The 17,491-nt window shown below is 59.8% G+C and carries 14 protein-coding genes and 2 tRNA genes; 7 read left to right on the forward strand and 9 right to left on the reverse strand.

Annotation, left to right across the window (positions count from 1 at the left end):
* Positions 1-100 precede the first annotated feature (100 nt).
* From NQ559_RS15405 to NQ559_RS15430, 6 genes are all read right to left on the reverse strand, one after another.
* Positions 101-1,561 carry a TlpA family protein disulfide reductase gene (locus tag NQ559_RS15405; protein WP_026318378.1) on the reverse strand — a complete coding sequence of 487 codons (1,461 nt, stop codon included), beginning with the start codon at positions 1,559-1,561 and terminating at the stop codon, positions 101-103.
* 139 nt (positions 1,562-1,700) lie between these two features.
* Positions 1,701-1,786 (reverse strand) — tRNA-Leu (locus NQ559_RS15410).
* Positions 1,787-1,828: 42 nt separating this feature from the next.
* Positions 1,829-2,740 (reverse strand): tRNA (adenosine(37)-N6)-dimethylallyltransferase MiaA, encoded by a 912-nt coding sequence (miaA, locus tag NQ559_RS15415; RefSeq protein ID WP_018695908.1) that lies wholly within the window; start codon positions 2,738-2,740, stop codon positions 1,829-1,831.
* Positions 2,724-3,236 carry an IS1096 element passenger TnpR family protein gene (locus NQ559_RS15420; protein ID WP_026318377.1) on the reverse strand — a complete coding sequence of 171 codons (513 nt, stop codon included), beginning with the start codon at positions 3,234-3,236 and terminating at the stop codon, positions 2,724-2,726. The genes miaA and NQ559_RS15420 overlap by 17 nt, the downstream gene beginning before the upstream one ends.
* Before the next feature lie 70 nt (positions 3,237-3,306).
* A complete protein-coding gene (locus tag NQ559_RS15425) occupies positions 3,307-4,431 on the reverse strand; it encodes a glycosyl hydrolase family 18 protein (protein WP_018695906.1) in 1,125 nt (374 codons plus the stop codon).
* A gap of 105 nt (positions 4,432-4,536) precedes the next feature.
* The gene (locus NQ559_RS15430) at positions 4,537-5,523 is read right to left on the reverse strand and encodes an acyl-CoA reductase (protein WP_018695905.1); all 987 of its coding nucleotides are present in this window, start codon (positions 5,521-5,523) and stop codon (positions 4,537-4,539) included.
* Positions 5,524-5,614: 91 nt separating this feature from the next.
* Here NQ559_RS15430 and NQ559_RS15435 point away from each other — a divergent pair, with 91 nt between their 5' ends.
* The 4 genes from NQ559_RS15435 to NQ559_RS15450 all read left to right on the forward strand — a co-directional run bounded on the left by NQ559_RS15435 (position 5,615) and on the right by NQ559_RS15450 (position 9,001).
* On the forward strand, positions 5,615-6,217 hold the full coding sequence (locus NQ559_RS15435; protein ID WP_018695904.1) for a nitroreductase family protein: 603 nt from the start codon (positions 5,615-5,617) through the stop codon (positions 6,215-6,217).
* Between the two features lie 108 nt (positions 6,218-6,325).
* Positions 6,326-6,398: transfer RNA gene (locus NQ559_RS15440), tRNA-Gly, on the forward strand.
* 541 nt (positions 6,399-6,939) lie between these two features.
* The gene (gene dcm, locus NQ559_RS15445) at positions 6,940-8,235 is read left to right on the forward strand and encodes a DNA cytosine methyltransferase (RefSeq protein ID WP_018695903.1); all 1,296 of its coding nucleotides are present in this window, start codon (positions 6,940-6,942) and stop codon (positions 8,233-8,235) included.
* Between the two features lie 25 nt (positions 8,236-8,260).
* Positions 8,261-9,001, forward strand: coding sequence for a SinI family restriction endonuclease (locus NQ559_RS15450; RefSeq protein WP_018695902.1), 741 nt, complete (start codon positions 8,261-8,263; stop codon positions 8,999-9,001).
* Positions 9,002-9,086: 85 nt separating this feature from the next.
* Here NQ559_RS15450 and NQ559_RS15455 read toward each other — a convergent pair whose 3' ends face one another.
* Positions 9,087-10,001: a helix-turn-helix domain-containing protein gene (locus NQ559_RS15455; protein WP_026318375.1), complete on the reverse strand. Its 915-nt coding sequence runs from the start codon at positions 9,999-10,001 to the stop codon at positions 9,087-9,089.
* 152 nt (positions 10,002-10,153) lie between these two features.
* Here NQ559_RS15455 and NQ559_RS15460 point away from each other — a divergent pair, with 152 nt between their 5' ends.
* Genes NQ559_RS15460 through NQ559_RS15470 form a run of 3 tightly spaced genes read left to right on the forward strand, consistent with a single transcriptional unit; the run spans position 10,154 to position 15,482 of the window.
* Positions 10,154-11,167 carry an efflux RND transporter periplasmic adaptor subunit gene (locus NQ559_RS15460; protein ID WP_026318374.1) on the forward strand — a complete coding sequence of 338 codons (1,014 nt, stop codon included), beginning with the start codon at positions 10,154-10,156 and terminating at the stop codon, positions 11,165-11,167.
* Positions 11,164-14,205: an efflux RND transporter permease subunit gene (locus NQ559_RS15465; protein WP_018695899.1), complete on the forward strand. Its 3,042-nt coding sequence runs from the start codon at positions 11,164-11,166 to the stop codon at positions 14,203-14,205. Before NQ559_RS15460 ends, NQ559_RS15465 begins: the two co-directional genes overlap by 4 nt.
* Positions 14,205-15,482: a TolC family protein gene (locus NQ559_RS15470; RefSeq protein ID WP_018695898.1), complete on the forward strand. Its 1,278-nt coding sequence runs from the start codon at positions 14,205-14,207 to the stop codon at positions 15,480-15,482. Before NQ559_RS15465 ends, NQ559_RS15470 begins: the two co-directional genes overlap by 1 nt.
* Positions 15,483-15,701: 219 nt before the next feature.
* Here the strand turns inward: NQ559_RS15470 and NQ559_RS15475 are convergent, their stop codons facing one another.
* Together NQ559_RS15475 and NQ559_RS15480 are read right to left on the reverse strand one after the other, a co-directional pair.
* Positions 15,702-16,280, reverse strand: a complete 579-nt coding sequence (locus tag NQ559_RS15475) for a TetR/AcrR family transcriptional regulator (RefSeq protein ID WP_026318373.1) — start codon at positions 16,278-16,280, stop codon at positions 15,702-15,704.
* Between the two features lie 105 nt (positions 16,281-16,385).
* Positions 16,386-17,489, reverse strand: a complete 1,104-nt coding sequence (locus NQ559_RS15480; RefSeq protein ID WP_026318372.1) for an ABC transporter permease — start codon at positions 17,487-17,489, stop codon at positions 16,386-16,388.
* Positions 17,490-17,491 lie beyond the last annotated feature (2 nt).

Below are 17,491 nucleotides of genomic sequence, written 5' to 3' on the forward strand. Positions count from 1 at the left end.
CAGTGCGGAAAACGAAGCCCGCAGGCTGCAGGGGGGGGGCAATGCGAAGCGCCGCCATGTCGATCGGCACGGCGGCGCTTGCGCACCCACAGCACGGCCGCTACGGCTGCCGGCTCTGCTGCATCGCCTCGACGAGCCGCTCCAGCGACCGGAGTTCCCCGGGCGTGGGGCGGGGAGCGTCCATACTCACGATGCGGTGCTGCCGGTCGAGGAGGACATAACGGGGAATCGACTTGATTTCGAGGAACTTCACCATCGGGGAATCCCACTTTCCGGGACAGAGGTAGGAATTATCAGTCACACCGTACTTCCCGGCCGCATCCTGCCATGCCTCCCGATCCTCGTCGATCGAAATACAGAGGTAGCCGACGCCGGCCTCCGACAAATATTTCCTGGCAGCCTCGGATTGCTGTATATCGATGATGCAGCCGCCGCACCAGCTGGCCCAGAAATCGAGGTACAGGGGGCGGCCTTCATACTGCGCCAGCACGTCGGCCAATGTCATTTGCCGCTCCGAACCGAGCGCCTGCAGCATCGTCTGCCGCAGCGCCTCGTCCGGGAAGGGCATGTTCCGGTTACAGTAGAACTCCTTTGCCCGGGAGATGTAGTTCAGGTAGGCGGTATCGCGGATCGTGCGCCCGGCCCGGTCGATGGCCGCCAGCAACGCCTCTTCGTAATAGGGGAGCTGCTGTACGGCATAATACCCGACCATCAGGGCCGTCAGGTAGTCGCGCAGCTTGCGAGGGGCCTTGCGGATGCCGGCATACACCGCATCGAAATTCTTTTCCGGTTCGGGCACGGCGTGGCGTATGTATTTGTTCACCAGCGCCGTGGCATAGGAGGAGGTTCCCATCAGGCTGTCCGAAAGCCCGATACCGTCCAGGTATCCCGCAGGCAGCTCCGCCCCGGATTCCTTTTCGGCCGCAGTGCAAAGGCTGTTGTAGAGGTCGAGGTCGAACTGCAACCGCCGCAGGGCGACGTATTCGTCGGAAAGGGTCATCCGCATCCGGCAGCTGTCCAGGAAATCGCGTTTCCGCTGCCGGAAAGCTTCCAGTTCGGATTTGTACTTGCCGAGGTCGCCATCCGTCACGCGGGGATAGGATTTGTACGGGAATGCCTCTTCGAGCAGAAACCCGCAGGCGTTATCCTGCCGTCCGACCTCCGCCAGGCGGGGACGGACGCTGCTGAATCCCGGGATCCGCGTGTCGGCCACCCTTTGCAGTTCCAGCGAATCGCCCGGCAGCAACAGGAAATCGCCGCTCCAGGCCATCGCGAACGTGGAATCCCACACAGGCATGACGGAGACCGTCGTAGGCTTGTTTATCTCCAGTTCGATCAGCGCAATGCCGTCGCTGTAGGCGGCTTCGGCGTAGTCGCCGAAGGGCGCTAATTTACTGTACGGGAAAAGCCTGTTCGAAGTGACCTGGTAGGAGGGGAGGCTTTGCCAGAGCGTATCGACCTGGCAATACAGATAGGTTTTTCGCATCGGGAGGGGCTTTTCAGCACATCCCGCCACCATGACGGACAGGATCACACCTGCCCAGAGAAGCTTTTTTTTCATCGCCGCAAGGTTTTAGGTTCCATAAAGTTAAGCGAAAAAATACGAACGGCCAAGGATTCTTCTAATTTTTTAGTAGTTCGGCTGCAAAAAAATCGTTCCCGCAGGGCACGAAAAAGGGCCGTCGCAAAAGACGGCCCTGTACTCGGAGCGGGAATCGAACCCGCACGACCATTGCTGGTCACAGGATTTTAAGTCCGGCGTGTCTACCTATTCCACCATCCGAGCCACTGCCTTTCGGCGAAAGGCGTCGGCAAAAGTACGAAAATTTTACGATTCGCCAAAATCTATATAATTTATAATCGCCCCCGTCTGGTCGGGGCCGAACCAGCGGATTTCCGCGTCGCGGCGGAACCAGGTAAGCTGCCGTTTGGCATATCGGCGCGAATTGCGCTTGATAAGTTCCACGGCCTGGTCGTAGGAGATGCGGCCGTCGAAATAGTCGAAGAACTCCCGGTAGCCGACCGTCTGCAAGGCATTCAGACCGCGGTAGGGGTACATCGCACGCGCCTCGGCTTCGAGGCCGTCGGCAAGCATCTGCCCGACACGGCGGTCGATGCGTCCGTACAACTCCTCGCGCGGCATGTCGATGCCGACCTTCACGATACCGAAACCGCGCTCGCGGCGCCGCCCAGTCCGCAGCCGCGAGTAGGGCTGCCCGGTTTGCAGGCAGACTTCCAGTGCCCGGACGACGCGCGCAGGGTTGCTGCGGTCGACCACCGCATAATAATCCGGATCGAGCGTCCGCAACTGTCCGGCAAGGGCTTCGAGCCCTTCAGTGCGGAGCCGCACCGCCAATTCGCGGCGCAGGTTTTCATCGGCCTGCGGCAGGTCGTCCATGCCTTCGCACAACGCCTTGACATAAAGCCCCGAGCCCCCGACGGCAACGACGCAGTCATGCCCGGCGAACAGTCTTTCGAGGCAGGCGAGGGCCTGCGTTTCGTACTCGCCGCAGCTCAGGTTATCCGCGAGGTCGTGCGATGCTATAAAATGGTGTTCGACGGCTTGCAATTGGTCTGCCGTAGGCTGGGCCGTACCGATCGGCAAGCCGCGGTACATCTGGCGGGAGTCGGTGGAAAGGATGGGTGCACCGTAGTGCAGGGCGATGCGGATGCTCAGATCCGTCTTGCCCGAACCGGTCGGGCCGACAATGACGACGAGCCGCTTAGTACTCGTCGTCATAATTGTCGTCGCCCTCGAAATCGTTGAATTCCCCCATCACCTCGTCGAAAATCGAGCCTTCGCCCGCGGTGGCCGTCTTCGACGGGTCGTACTGGTCGGGGGCATCGGCCCGGGCGTATATCTCGCGCGGATAGGAGCCGTCTTTGGGCATCTCGTATGTCCCGGTCAGTTCGAGGAAGTAGGCCCGATCGCCGAACATGTCGAAAAGGTAGATCAGCCGGTCGCGGTTGTTGTGGATGATCTGCCCCAGAGTCACGCTCTCCATCGCCGCAGGGGCCCCTTCCGAGCCGTCGTCCATATCCATGAGGGTGAACTCGCGCAGTTTTTCCCAGCGCTCGTCCGCCGTGAAGAACGACGCCATGCACTCCTCGTATTCGAGCGAGCGGAGGATGAAATTATGGAAATCGAGCAACGTCATGTCGTACGGCACTTCGTAATCGCGCACGAAGTTGTCGTTCTCATCGCTCAGCATCCGGAATCGGAAAACCATTGACATAGCTTGTAATTTTTGCATTTCCTACTACAAAGATAGTACAAAAAGGGAAAATGCAAAACCACAGGCTGCGTCACTTCCGACCGAGGTACCGGGTAACAATGTCGATCAGGTAGTGGCTGCCCTGCGGGTTCTCCGCCCCGGGAGCTACGTAGTCGTGGTGGAATTCCCACCAGAAAGCCCCCAGGTAGCCGCCGGCCTTGATCCATTCGATCTTGCTGCGTATCGAAGAGGGGTTGTCGATGGTCACGAATTCCGTTCTGTCCGGCGAGAAATAGTAGGACACCTCGGCTGCCGGGTCGTACTCCTCCGTCCAGCCGTTTGCGAGCCGGGGCAGGAACTCCTTGTAGGTGATATACGAACCGTAGTCGCGCAGCGGCCCGTCGGCTTTCTGCCCGGGCTTCAACCCTTTGTAATAGAACCCGTAGTTGGCCAGCCCGAGGCAGAGCTTCCGCTTGTCGAAGACTTTCCAGTGTTCCAGCTTCGACCGCATACGCTCCATCGAGGTGTTGTGCGAAGGGGTGCTGCCCCATACGCCGTCGCACATGTCATAGGACATGATATTTATCCAGTCGACCGCCCCGGCCAGCCTGTCGGCCAGCGCCGGGTCGTACTCGTGGTCGATGCTGAGGGCCGTGGTCAGGTAGTAATAACGCCCGGTGCGTTCCGAGAGTTCGTCGAACCGTTCGCGCAGCAGGGCCATCATGCGGGCATGCAACTCCTTGTCCAGCGTGATCTCCCAGTCCATGTCGATGCCGTCGTAACCGTTCTTTTCGACCAGGCGCACCATATACCCGACAAACTTGGCGATCCGATCCGGATTCTCCAGCAGAGGAAGGAACTCCTGCTGCCCGCCGAAGCACAACAGGATCCTGGCCCCGGCGGCATGCGCCTTTTCGATCATGGAGGGCACGAGCGCCATCTTGCCTCCCTGCTTCAGGTAGTCGAACTGCGTGGCATAGGCGTCGACGGCATCCTGCGGCCGGTCGAAATCCAGCCCGGCCCACTCAGGCGTAGCCATCAGGTAGATGAACTGGAAGGCATCGTACCCCGGGTTCGTGAGTTCCGCTTCGCTCAGGAGGCTCTCCACCGAATAGGCAGCATGTATGAAGTCGGGGATTACGGGGGCCGGTTTGCGGGCATACGATGCAGAGCCGGCGACAAATAACGAAACGACTAACAAGACGAGCTTTTTCATGATAAATCAAATGTTTTATATTCGGCTTCAAATATAATAATTTTTACTACATTTTCATCCGAATATAATATTATTTATCAATAAAAGCTCAAATCATAATACAATTCACAAACAAGATGTCGTAAGGAAGGCCATGACGTCCCTGTCGTCGGGGTAATCCGTCAGCGCAGGGGACTGTGCATGGCCGAAATCCACACGGCGGCGGCAGGCAATGCACTCCGAAACGACGCATTGCAATCCGGCATCGTGCTCTGCGAGCCATGCCCCGACCTCGGCGGGTGATTTGTAAAACGAATAATTGATCCGGCTCAACGCCGCGGGAAAGGCCCGCTCTTCGACGGCCACGGCAGCTCCCAGGTCGCGGAACGGCTGTCCGCCCATCGTCAGGAGGGCTTTCTGCTGGCGGTAAGAGTTCCTGTATTTCACATTCACCTCCGGCATCCGCAGCTGCAGGTCATAGCCCTCGGGCAGGAAAAGCAGCGACACGCTGCGGCAGCCCAGTCCGGAATAAGCCCAGATGTCGTCGGCCAATGCAGTGAGCTGCGCGGGGGTTTCCCGGCCGCCGAGCACCGCGACCGACTGGCGGTTACCGCGCAGCAGGGCGGGAATGCCCGCATACTGCGCCCGGAAATAGCGGTTGGCATTGTCGCTGCCCGTAGCGATCACGGCATCGGGCGATGTGCTGCCGTCGTAAAATTCCACCGGAACCTGCGGGTCGATTCCGCGCAGCAACCCGATGACATATTCCATCAGGACGGTATCTTTGGCCGATGGTTTTACGAGGCACCTGTGCCCTGCGGCGAGCACGCACAGCATATCGAAAAATCCGACCAGCGGGATATTCCCGGCCATGACGACCAGCACGCGCCGGGGCTCGGCGACAGGAACGGGGTAGGGCGCCAGCCACTCCGCGAGTACGTCGCGCCGGAGCATTACGCCGGCGACGGCCGCAACGGCGCGGCGAATGTCCGCAGGCGTAAACCAGCCGTTTTCCCGGCACGCACGCCCGATTACCTCCCGCGTGCGGGCGTCGTCGCCGAAACCGCGCAGGCGGCACCCGAGCCGTGAAAAGAGTCCGATGGCATTTTTCATGGTGCAAAGATAGCGTTTCGCAGCGGAATATGCACATTTTATCCGAAGTTGTGCTATATTTGCATGGAGGGATCATAAACCGGTAAAGACCATGGAAAGGACATTCAAAGAGGCACTCCGCCACCGCCGCAGCTACTACGCATTAGCTCCGGAATCGCCCATAGACGACACACGGATCGAAGAAATCGTGCGTTTTGCCATAAAACACGTCCCGTCGGCCTTCAATTCGCAGTCGACACGTGCCGTGCTGCTGCTTCACGAGCACCACGACGAATTGTGGAAGATCGTGAAGCGCACCCTGCGGGCAATCGTCCCCGAAGGGGCATTCGCACGCACCGAGGAGAAGATCGAGCACAGCTTCGCAGCCGGGTACGGCACCGTACTTTTCTTCGAGGACACGGATGTCGTCCGCAGCCTGCAACAACAGTTTCCGGGCTATGCAGGGAATTTCCCGGTATGGTCGGAGCAGACGTCGGCCATGCACCAGCTGGCAGTCTGGACGATGCTGGAAGACGCAGGGTTGGGGGCATCGCTCCAACATTACAACCCGCTAATCGACGATGAGGTGCGCAAGCGCTGGAGCCTGCCCAGGGAGTGGAAACTCATCGCGCAAATGCCGTTCGGAACACCCGCCGGCGAACCGGGCGAAAAGACGTTCAAACCGCTGGACGAACGCATCAGGGTGTTCAGATAAGGGGACGGAGCCCGGCTTCAGGACAAAAATTCCGCAGAATAGCCCTTAAAAATTTGGAGATTCGGATTTTTTATATACCTTTGCACTCGCAATTGGGAAACATGCCATGCGGAAATAGCTCAGTTGGTAGAGCACAACCTTGCCAAGGTTGGGGTCGCGAGTTCGAGTCTCGTTTTCCGCTCTCGAAATCAGCAACTTACAGAAATGAAGTTGCTGATTTTTTTGTTTACCCGCGGCGGGAAAGAGACAAAAACGCCTTTCCATGGCCCTGGCTCCCATTGCCTCTCCATAAAACTCTCCATTGGAAACATGTTTTCCCTCCTGCGTCAAACGATGCAAATCAACGGCTTTCGAACAAATACCCCGGCAAGGACACGGTCAATAAGCCCCCGTTATACCCCTTGCGTCCCCGGGACAAACGCAGGAAACCAGTAACAGTGAAATAACCTGTCCGTCTTACGGGTTCCTGCGACTCACCGTCCGGCACGGGTCGAACGTATCGGGATAAAAACTTCCGGCCCGAGGGAGTTTTTTTGGCCGTTTGCAGGGAAAAGGGTATATTTGCAGTGTTTCGCAAACGAAATAACCATACAATGTTGCTGAGTGTGATTGAAACGGCGGAGACCTTGGGATGCTCCGCCCAATATGTGAGGAAACTTTTAAGGGAAGGCCGCCTCGCCGGCCAAAAAATAGGGGACTCATGGATTATAAACGACGATACTTTGGAATCTTTCGACAGGAAGGATCTGCGGACGAAAAAAAATGACGTTCCCGATCGGAAATCCAGGAAGGCGCCAAAACAGGGAGCACTGAATTGCCTCTCCTTTTTCTCCGGGGCAATGGGGCTGGACATCGGACTGGAGCAGGAGGGCATCAACATATTACTGGCCTGCGAAACGGATAACGCATGCCGCCGGACGATCGTCGCCAACGAACCCGGCATCGGCCTGATCGGAGATATAAGGGACTACACGGCCGGGGAGATCCTGGAATATGCCAACCTCAAAGAAAACGGGCAGGTCGACATCATCGTCGGCGGGCCGCCCTGCCAGGCATTCAGCACGGCCGGGAAAAGGCTCGGCTTCCAGGACGAGCGGGGCAATGTCTTTCTGAAATACATAGAAGTCATCCGGGAGATACAACCGCAGTACGCCGTAATAGAAAACGTAAGAGGGTTGTTTTCGTCCGCACTTTCGATAGACATCGACGATGAAATTACCCGCAGCTACAACATCAATTGGGCAAAGACACCGGGGTCGACACTCTTTTATATCAAAAAGAAGCTGGAAGCCGCAGGTTACAACGTAACTTTCAACCTTTACAATTCGGCCAATTTCGGCTCCCCGCAAATCAGGGAGAGGGTCGTCATAACATGCACCAAATCCCCGAACCCGGTTCCGTACCTCCGTCCCACCCATTCGAACGAAGAGGTATTCGGGCTTGAAAGGTGGAGGACTTTCAGGGATGCAGTAGCCGGATTGGATCCGGCCCGATGCGACCACATCGACTTTTCCGAGAAGCGGCTGAAATACATAAAGATGCTGAAACCGGGGGAAAACTGGCGGAATCTGCCCAAAGAACTCCAGCCGGAAGCCATGGGAAACTCCTACCATCTGGGCGGTGGGAAAACGGGCTTTTACCGAAGGCTGGACTGGGATTCGCCGTCCCCCACGGTAGTCACCCATCCCGCCATGCCCGCAACGGAATTGGCGCACCCGACGGAAAACAGGCCCCTGTCCATACAAGAATACAAAAGGATTCAGGAATTTCCCGACGATTGGGTGATCGAAGGCAGTTTGCTGGACAAATACAAGCAAATCGGCAATGCGGTTCCCGTCGGGCTGGGCAGGGCAATCGGCAGGACAATCGCCGCCCACCGCCAGGGAGTCGAAACGGCGGCACCGGAAGGCTTTCCTTATTCCCGCTACAAGGGCACATCGGATCATGAATTCGAAACCGGAATTTTATCGGGAAAACGAAAAAAAACATCGTCCCAGTTGACGATCGAATTCGATTAATCCGTAATTTTAAAACAAAAAAGCCATGACGGATGCATACAGATTCGACGAATCGAGTACGGAACAGGCAATCGCCTATGCCAAAATATACGCCGGAGAAAATTATTCCCCCGCCATGGAGACCGTCCTGAAAGTCGCCTTCAGCGAAAAACGCAACTTGCCGACGTTCCGCCTGAAGAGTTCGGACACCATACTTCTATCCGGCTACATGAAAAAGTGGGTGGGGGCATACCTGGCCGGATATAACAACAGGCCCTCGGTCAGAACCGGGAATTGCTCCGGGACACATCCGGATCCGATGGCAAAAACGATCCTCAGAGCCAGGATATCCGGGCTCGAGGATAATCTGGCCGATAAAATAGTGGCCGGGCACTCCCTGCTGATGACGATCGAAAACAATATCGGCGAGTTGCTCGAAGAGTACCTGTCCGTAAAATTATCTCCCCTGGGATGGTATTGCTGCTGGGGGAGTACGATCGACGCGGTAGACTTTTGCAAGGCAGACGGCTCGCTGCTGCAGATAAAGACAAGCGACAATTCCGAAAACAGTTCCAGCAGCAGGGTCAGGCAGGGCACTCCCATCGGAAAATGGTTCCGCAGGTTCTCGAGGCGTCCGGGAGTATATAACTGGGAGTCGCTCAACAGGATGCTGGGACGGCCGGGATATGTGTCCGAGTCAGACTTCCGGGCCTTCGCGGAAAAGACCATAGCGGCAAACCCGGCCTGCATATATATAGCCGCCAACCACCTGTTGAACAGGCCCTGAGATATACCGTCCCGCAGGTGGATGCACCCAAAAATTACCCGGAGCGCTTGCCCGGGTAATTTTCATTCCGGATCGCGGGGGCGGGCTATTTCCCCAGCCGGTAAGCGGTGGGGGTCATGCCCGTATGGTTCTTGAAGTATTTCCCGAAAAACGACTGGTTGGGGAAATTCAGGTAGTAGGAGATCTCCTGGATGCTCATCGTGGAGTATTTCAGCAGGTTTTTGGCTTCGAGCACCACATAGTCGTCGATCCACTGCACGGCCGTGCGCCCGCTGGTCTTGCGGATGATCGTCGTGAGGTATTTGGGCGTCAGGTTCAGCTGGCCGGCATAGAAACCGACCGAACGCTGCTGCATGTAATGCCTGGCCAGCACCCCCATGAACTGGTTGAAATACTCCTCGTTGCGGCTGCGCGAAGAGGCGTCCGACGCCCCCGTCTCGACATGCCGGGCGATGATCCGGCAGACCTTGTAGGCCAGTGTCCGGATCATCGAACGTATGATCTCGGCGGAGTAGGGGTCGTTGTGCTGCCGTGCCCCCTCGATGCGGATCCCGTCCAGCGAACGCATGACCCCGTCCCACTCCTCGCCGTCGAGCGGCAGGCTGGGATGCTTCTCGACCTGCAGGAAAAGCTGTGTCAGCAATTTGAGGTCTATATTGATCCGTTGGATGAACTCCTCCTCGCAGAGAATGGCGTGCACGCTGGCGTCCTCCACCGACTCGACCTGCAGGATGCTGCCGGGCAGGTGCACGAAAAGCGTCCTCTCGCCAATCGTGTGGCGCGTCACGCCCGAAGTGGAAACAATCGAACCTTTAGAACAAAAAATGATCGCAAAGGCGTTCAGACGTGTCGGATACCGGAACAGGTCGATGTTGAATTCATCCTTCACATTGACACGCGAAGCGATCAGGCATCCATCGTAATAGAGGTCTTCCGGCCTGCGGCCGCAGATGTCGAGCAATGTGGCGAGCGAGAAGCTCTGAATCTCCTTTTTGTTCATTTTACCGATAATTATGCGGACAAATATACGCAAATCCCGGGAGCTTTTCATTGAATAGTACAAAATCGAACCAATCGACGAATTCATCCGACACGATGGTCTTTTCTTACGACCGCTAAAACGGCAACTTTGCATCGAAAAATACGGAACAGATGAAACAAACGACTTTTTGCGCAATACTGCTGTTAGCGACAGGTTGCACATCACCGAAAAAGACCCATACGGCCGATCCGCTGCGGGTGGGCAGCATCGTCGTCACCCCGTCGTCGGACATCGACGCCGCGCTCTACGTCGGCACGATCGAGGAGGAGACCTCGGCCGCCCTGAGTTTCCCCGTCGCCGGTACCGTCGCGCGCACCTACGCAGACGAAGGGCAGCGCGTGCAGCAGGGGCAGCTGTTGGCCGAACTCGATCCGACGTCGGCCCGGCAGACCTTCGATGCCGCGCAGGCGGCACTCGACCAGGCGAAAGATGCCTGTGCGCGCCTCAAACAACTTTACGACGCCGAGAGCCTGCCCCAGATCAAGTGGGTCGAGGCGCAGACCCGGCTGCGCCAGGCCGAGTCGGCATACGGCATCGCCCGCAAAAACCTCGACGACTGCAAGTTGTACGCACCGTTCACGGGCGTCATCGGCAAACGGCAGGCCGCAGCGGGGGAGACGGTTCTGCCGGGCGTCCCGGCCATGACCCTGCTGCGGATCGGGACGGTGAAAGTCCGCTTCCCGGTACCCGAGCAGGAGATCGCACGCCTGGACACGGACAGCCGGCTGCGGATAACCGTCGCGGCACTCGGCGACCGTGCTTTCCCGGCCGGGAAGATCGAAAAGGGTGCCGTGGCAAACCCCGCCACACACACCTATGACGTACGCGCCACGCTGTCCAACGCCGACGGCGAGCTGCTTCCGGGCATGGTATGCCGCGTGGAGGCATCGCCGGCAGGGGCGGCCGAAGAGATCGCGCTGCCGGTACGCGCCGTGCAGCAGGCCGGCGACGGAAGCCGCTTCGTATGGAAAGTGAGCGGGGATTCGGTCGTCCGCACGGCTGTCGCCACGGGACGCCTGGTGAACAACGCCGTCACGATCACCGCAGGAATACAAGCGGGCGACCGCATCGTGACCGACGGGATGCAGAAAATCGGCCAGGGAAGTAAAGTCATAGCGGAATGAAAAGCAATATAATATCGTGGTCGATGCGCAATTTCCGCATCGCCTTCCTCATCGTGGGCTGCCTGTTCGCCTTCGGTATTTACGGGCTGGTGCATATTCCCAAGCAGGAGTTCCCGGAATACACGATCCGCCAGGGCGTGGTGGTGGGCGTCTATCCCGGCGCCACGAGCGAAGAGGTCGAGCAGCAGCTCGCCAAGCCGCTCGAACAGTTCCTGATGACTTACAAGGAGGTCAAACGGTCGAAGACCACCTCCACGTCGCAGAACGGCATGTGCTACGTGATGGTCGAACTCGAAGACCACGTGAACGACAAGGACGAAGTGTGGTCAAAGATCAAGCACGGCCTGGTGGCATTCAAGTCGCAGTTGCCGCCGGGCGTTGCGGCCGTGGTCACCAACGACGACTTCGGCGACACCTCGGCGCTGCTCATCACGCTTGAATCCGACACGCGGTCGTACCGCGAACTGAAAGGCTACATGGACGACCTGAGCGACCGCCTGCGCCGCATCGAGTCGGTCTCGAACCTGCGCCCGTACGGCGTGCAGCAGGAGCAAATCTCGATCTACGCCGACCATGAACGGCTGGCGGCCTACGGCATCGGCGAAAAAGTCCTCTCGGCCGCGCTCGCCTCGCAGGGACTGACCCCGATGGGCGGGTCGGTCAGCAACGCCGAGACCGAAACGCCCATCCACATCGCGCCGTCGCTGGCCGGCGAGCGGGAGGTCGCCGAGCAGATCATCTGGAGCGACCCCCAGGGGAATGTGCTGCGCGTGAAGGACGTGGCGCGCGTCGTACGCGAATACGACGACCCGGACAGCTACATCCGCAACAACGGCCATCGCTGCGTCATGCTGTCGATGGAGATGAAGGCGGGCTTCAACATCGTGCAATACGGCCGTGACGTGGACGAAGTGCTGCACGAATTCATTGCGGCCGAGCTCCCCGCGGACGTCCAGGTGCAGCGCATCGCCGACCAGGCCAAGGTCGTGGGCGACTCGGTGCACTCGTTCCTGCGCGACCTGTTCGTCGCCATGGCCATCATCATCCTGGTGATGATGCTCCTCTTCCCGCTGCGGTCGGCCATCGTGGCGGCCATCACCATCCCGCTGTCGACCTTCATCTCGGTGGGAATCATGTACCTGTGCGGCATCCCGCTCAACACGGTGACCCTCGCGGCGCTGGTCGTGGTGCTGGGTATGATCGTCGACAATTCGATCGTGGTGATCGACGGCTACCTCGACTACCTCGGGCGCGGCCACTCGCGCTGGTTCGCGGCGGTCGAGAGCGCCCGGGAGTTCTTCCCGTCGCTGCTGCTGGCCACGGTCTGCATCTGCATGATCTTCTATCCGATCCTCTTCACCATGACGGGCATGATGGGCGACTTCCTGACCTATTTCCCGTGGACGATCACGATCAACCTGATGGTCTCGCTGCTGCTGGCCGTGCTGGTGATCCCGTTCCTCGAAATCCTCATCATCCCCACCGTACAGCCGAAAAAAGCGGGCAAGTCGGTCACAGACCGCGTACACGACCTCTACCGCCGCGTACTGGCGTGGACGTTCCGCCACGGCTGGCTGACGATCTCGATGGGCGTCGCTTCGGTCATCGTATCGCTGCTGATCGCCACGCAGCTCAAGCTGCGCATGGTTCCCTTCGCCGACCGCGACCAGTTCGCCGTGGAGATCTACCTGCGCCCCGACGTGCCGCTGGAGCGCACCGCCGCCGTAGCCGACTCGGTCTACCGGGTGCTGCACGACGATGCGCGCGTGAAATCGGTCACCTCGTTCGTCGGGTGCTCCTCGCCGCGCTTCCAGATGAGCTACGCCCCGCAGATGGCAGGCAAGAACTACGCACAGTTCATCGTCAACACCACCTCGGTCGACGACACCGAAGATATCCTCGACCAGTATGCCGACGCATGGGCCGACCGTTTCCCCGAGGCCTATGTCAAATTCAAGCAGCTCGACTACCAGAACGTCCCCTCGCTGGAGTTCCGGTTCTACGGCAGCGACATCGACTCGCTGCGCACCGCGACCGACGGCCTGATGGCCCGGATGCGCCGGATGCCCGAGCTGCAATGGGTACACTCCGACTACGAAGACCCCCGTTCGGTCATCGACGTGCGGCTGGATCCCGTCACGGCACCGCAGCTGGGCGTCACGCGGACGCTGGCCGCGGTCAACCTGGCACTGGCTTCGGGCGACGTCCCGGTCGGATCGGTCTGGGAGGGCGATTACCGGCTGCCCGTCGTACTCAAGAACGACACACGGCAGGGCCAGCGCTCGCTCTCCGACATCGGGGACACCTACATCTCGTCGCCGGTGCCTTCGGTCAGCGTGCCCCTGCGCCAGATCGCCGACGTGGAGCCCATCTGGAGCCAGAGCAAGATCGTACACCGCAACGGCATGCGCTGCATAACCGTCACGGCCGACCTCAAACGCGGCGCCAACGCCATGCGGATGACTTCACGCATCAGCGACATCATCGACCGGGAGCTGGTGCTCCCGGCAGGCGTCACCACGGAACTGGGCGGCGCCCATGAATTCGACTGGGAGACCATCCCGCCCATCGCATCGGGGCTGTCGATCTCGCTGGTGATCATTTTCTTCTTCATCCTCGTCAACTTCCGCAAGTTCGGCATCACGCTGGTGGTCATGGCCTCGATGTCGCTGTGCCTGTTCGGCGCCGTCGTCGGGCTGCGGATCGCCGACTTCACCATCGGCCTCACGTCGGTGCTGGGATTCATCACGCTGCTGGGCATGATCGTGCGCAACGTCATCCTGATGTACCAGCACGCCGAGGACAAACGCAAGGTCTGCCACTGGTCGGCACGCCTGGCGGCCTACGACGCCGGCAAGCGGCGCATGGTGCCGATCTTCCTCACAACCGCGACCACGGCCGTAGGCGTCGTGCCGATGATGTTCGGCGGCAGTACGTTCTGGGCGCCGGTCGGCGTAACGATCTTCGCCGGCGGCATCGGCTCGCTGATCCTCGTAGTCACGATCCTGCCCGTCCTCTATTCCAAAATTTACAAATGATGAAAAAGACCGTCCTATTCCTCCTGCTGTGCATGGCCGCCGCCCCGGGCCTGTCCCAGACGCTCACGCTCGACGAGTGCCGCGCCGCGGCCGAGGAGCATAACCGCACGCTCAAAAACAGCCGCCTCGGCCTCGACGCCGCCTTGCAGACGCGCCGCGAGGCATTCACCACCTATTTCCCGCAGGTCTCGGCCTCGGGCGGCGTATTCCAGGCCCAGCACGGGCTGGTGCAGGCCGATTTCACGATCCCGCAGATGGGGTCGCTGCCCCTGTCGCTGGTAAAACGCGGCATCCAGGGTTCCGTCACGGCCGTGCAGCCCCTGTTCGCAGGGCTGAAGATCGTCAGCGGCAACAAACTCGCCCGGCTGGGCGAAGAGGTCGCGCAGCTGCAACTGCAAAAGACCGCAGCCGAGGTGCGCGAACGTACCGACACCTATTTCTGGCAGGTGGTATCGCTCAGGGACAACCTTTCGACCATCGAAGCCGTGGAGCGGCAACTGGCGGAGATACACCGCCAGGTCGCACTCTCGGTCGAGGCAGGGCTCGTGACCACGAACGACCTGCTGCGCGTGGAACTGCGCAGGCAGGAGGTAGCCTCCGAGCGGCTGAAGGTCGAAAACGGGCTGAAGGTGTCGAAGATGCTGCTCGCACAGCATATCGGCGCCGACTGGCATACGTTCGACATCGCGGCCGCAGCCTTCGGCGAACCGGAGGCCCCGGCAGCCTATTACGTGCCGGTGGACGAGGCGCTCGACCGCCGCGCGGAATACCTGCTCTCGGAAAAGAACGTCGAGGCGCAGAAATACCGCAAACGCATGGAACGCGGCAAACGGCTGCCGACCGTGGCCGTGGGCGCCGGGTACCTCTATTATAACGTGACCGACAAGGACGTGGACGACGGAATGGTCTTCGCACAGGTATCCATCCCCATTTCCGACTGGTGGGGCGGGGCTCATGCCCTGAAAAAGGCCCGCATCGACGAGATGCAGGCCGAGAACGACCGGCTGGAAGCCCGCGAAATGCTCGCCGTGGAGATCGAACGGACATGGAGCGAAGTGCAGGAGGCCCACGCACAGATCCTGCTCATGCAGCGTTCGGTGGCATCGGCCACCGAAAACCTGCGGCAGAACCGCAATTTCTACGACGCAGGGACAGCTACCCTCACAGACCTGCTCGACGCCGAGACGCTCTACACCCAGAGCCGCAACAACCTCACCTCGGCCTATGCCGCCTACCACACCTCGCTCGCGAAATACATGCGCGTCACGGGGCGCTAAGAGGCGGCAGCCGGCTCAACGCCCGGCAGACAGGACGAGGAGGCTGTCCGACAAGTCCCCCGAAACAAAATCCACCCCCGGCCGGAGATTGCTCCGACGGGGGTGGAATCGTATAAAAACGGGGTTGTAAGCCAGCTTCTTCGCTTCATTCCGGGGCGGGGATTCCGGGCAGGATTCCGGGCAGGGGCATGCCGGGGCAACCCGCTGCCCGGCACGCCGTCAGTAGCCCAGTCCCATCTCCTGCCGCACCAGTTCGGCCTCCTGCCAGCCTTTCGCGGTGGCGGAACCGCGCACGACGGTAAAGAGCATGCGCATCGCAGCTTCGCGGTCGCGGTTGCCGACGGAGAAATTCTGCCAGAAGAGTTTTTCCAGCAACCCGTAATACGCCTCGCCGAGCAGGTACCCCTCATCGACGCCCCGCATGAAAACGGCACGCTGGCGTTTGCGGAGCGCACGCCGTTCGGCATGGAGCGCGTCGATCGCCGACGGATAATAGGAAACGTCCTCGGCGAATTCCCAGCCCATCGCATCGAAGGCGTCGTACATGGCGGCGGACATGCGCAGCAGGGCGTCCATCGGGTTCCGGGCGGCCGCACAGACCGAGTCGAAGTATGCGTCCTCCTTTTGCAGCCGGGCGGCCACGCTCTGGCCGACCAGCTCCCACTTCCCCGCGAAGAGACTGCACAACTCCTGTTTGGGGATGCCGATTTCCCTGGCGATGGCGCGCATAGTGAGTTTCTGCATCCCTTCGCGGAGGAAGAGTTCGCAGGCGGCATTCAAGATAGCTTCTTTATTCATAATCGGAAAGTATTAGGTTCGATTCCCAGGTCGTATCACCGTCGCTCCGGAGGCAGGATGGCCGTCCTGCCGGGCGGGCCGTTATTCCCGGGACACGGCGTGCCGTTACATCCGCTTGCGGTAGGTCAGGGCCGCCAGCAGGCCGAACACGGACGCAGAAACGGCCAGCACGGCATAATCGCCCCACAATTCGGCGAACGTCGTACCCTTGAGGTAGACGGCACGCATGATCCCCACGAAATAGCGGGGCGGAAGGAAGCGGGTGATCCACTGCGCCCAGCCGGGCATCGACTCGACGGGGGTCACCAGGCCGCTCATCAGCACGAAGAGCATCACGAAGAAGAACATCACGAACATCGCCTGTTGCATGGTGTCGGAATTGTTGGCGATCACCACGCCGATGCCCGACATCGTAAGGATGAAGAGCGCGGCCGCCAGACAGATGGCGCCGAACGAACCCACGGGCACCAGCCTGTAGACGACCCATGCCAGCAGCATGGCGAACGCGAGCAGCACGAGGCCGATCACCCAGTAAGGCACCAGTTTCGCCAGCGTAAAGGTAAAGCGGCCGACCGGGGTGACGTTGATCTGTTCGATGGTGCCCTTCTCCTTTTCGCCCACGAGGTTCAGCGCAGGCAGGAACCCGCAGATCATGATCAGCAGCATGATCATCAGCGCGGGAATCATGTAGAAACGGTATTCGAGCGTGGGGTTGTAGCGGTTCTGCACCGCGATCGGGTCGGGCCCTGCCGCCAGTCCTTTCTCCGCACGCAGTTCGGCGAGGGTCTGCATCACAGTCTGCACCATATACTGCGACCCGAGGCTCCCCTTGAGTGCGTTGACGCCGTTGGCCGAGATGCTGACCTTCCGGGGCGTCCCCGTGGCGACCGAACGCTCGAAACCGTCGGGAATCTCGACGATCACGTCGATGCAGCCCTCTTCGAGCGCCCCGAGCGCCGAGGCGTAACTGTCCGCCACGTCGTACAGCGTATAGTAATCCGAAGCGCCGATCTTCTGCAATATCCGCCGCGAGGCCGCCGTGCGGTCGTGGTCGACCACCGCCACGCCCACATGGCGCACATCCTGCGTCGTGACCCACGGGATGACCAGCATCACCATCAGCGGGAACATGACGGCCATCTTCGGCAGGAACGGGTTGCGAAAGAACTGCCGGAACTCCTTATCGAGTAGAACGAGTAACGTACGCATCG

The sequence above is a fragment of the Alistipes onderdonkii genome (genome assembly GCF_025145285.1).
GTDB classification, from domain to species: domain Bacteria; phylum Bacteroidota; class Bacteroidia; order Bacteroidales; family Rikenellaceae; genus Alistipes; species Alistipes onderdonkii.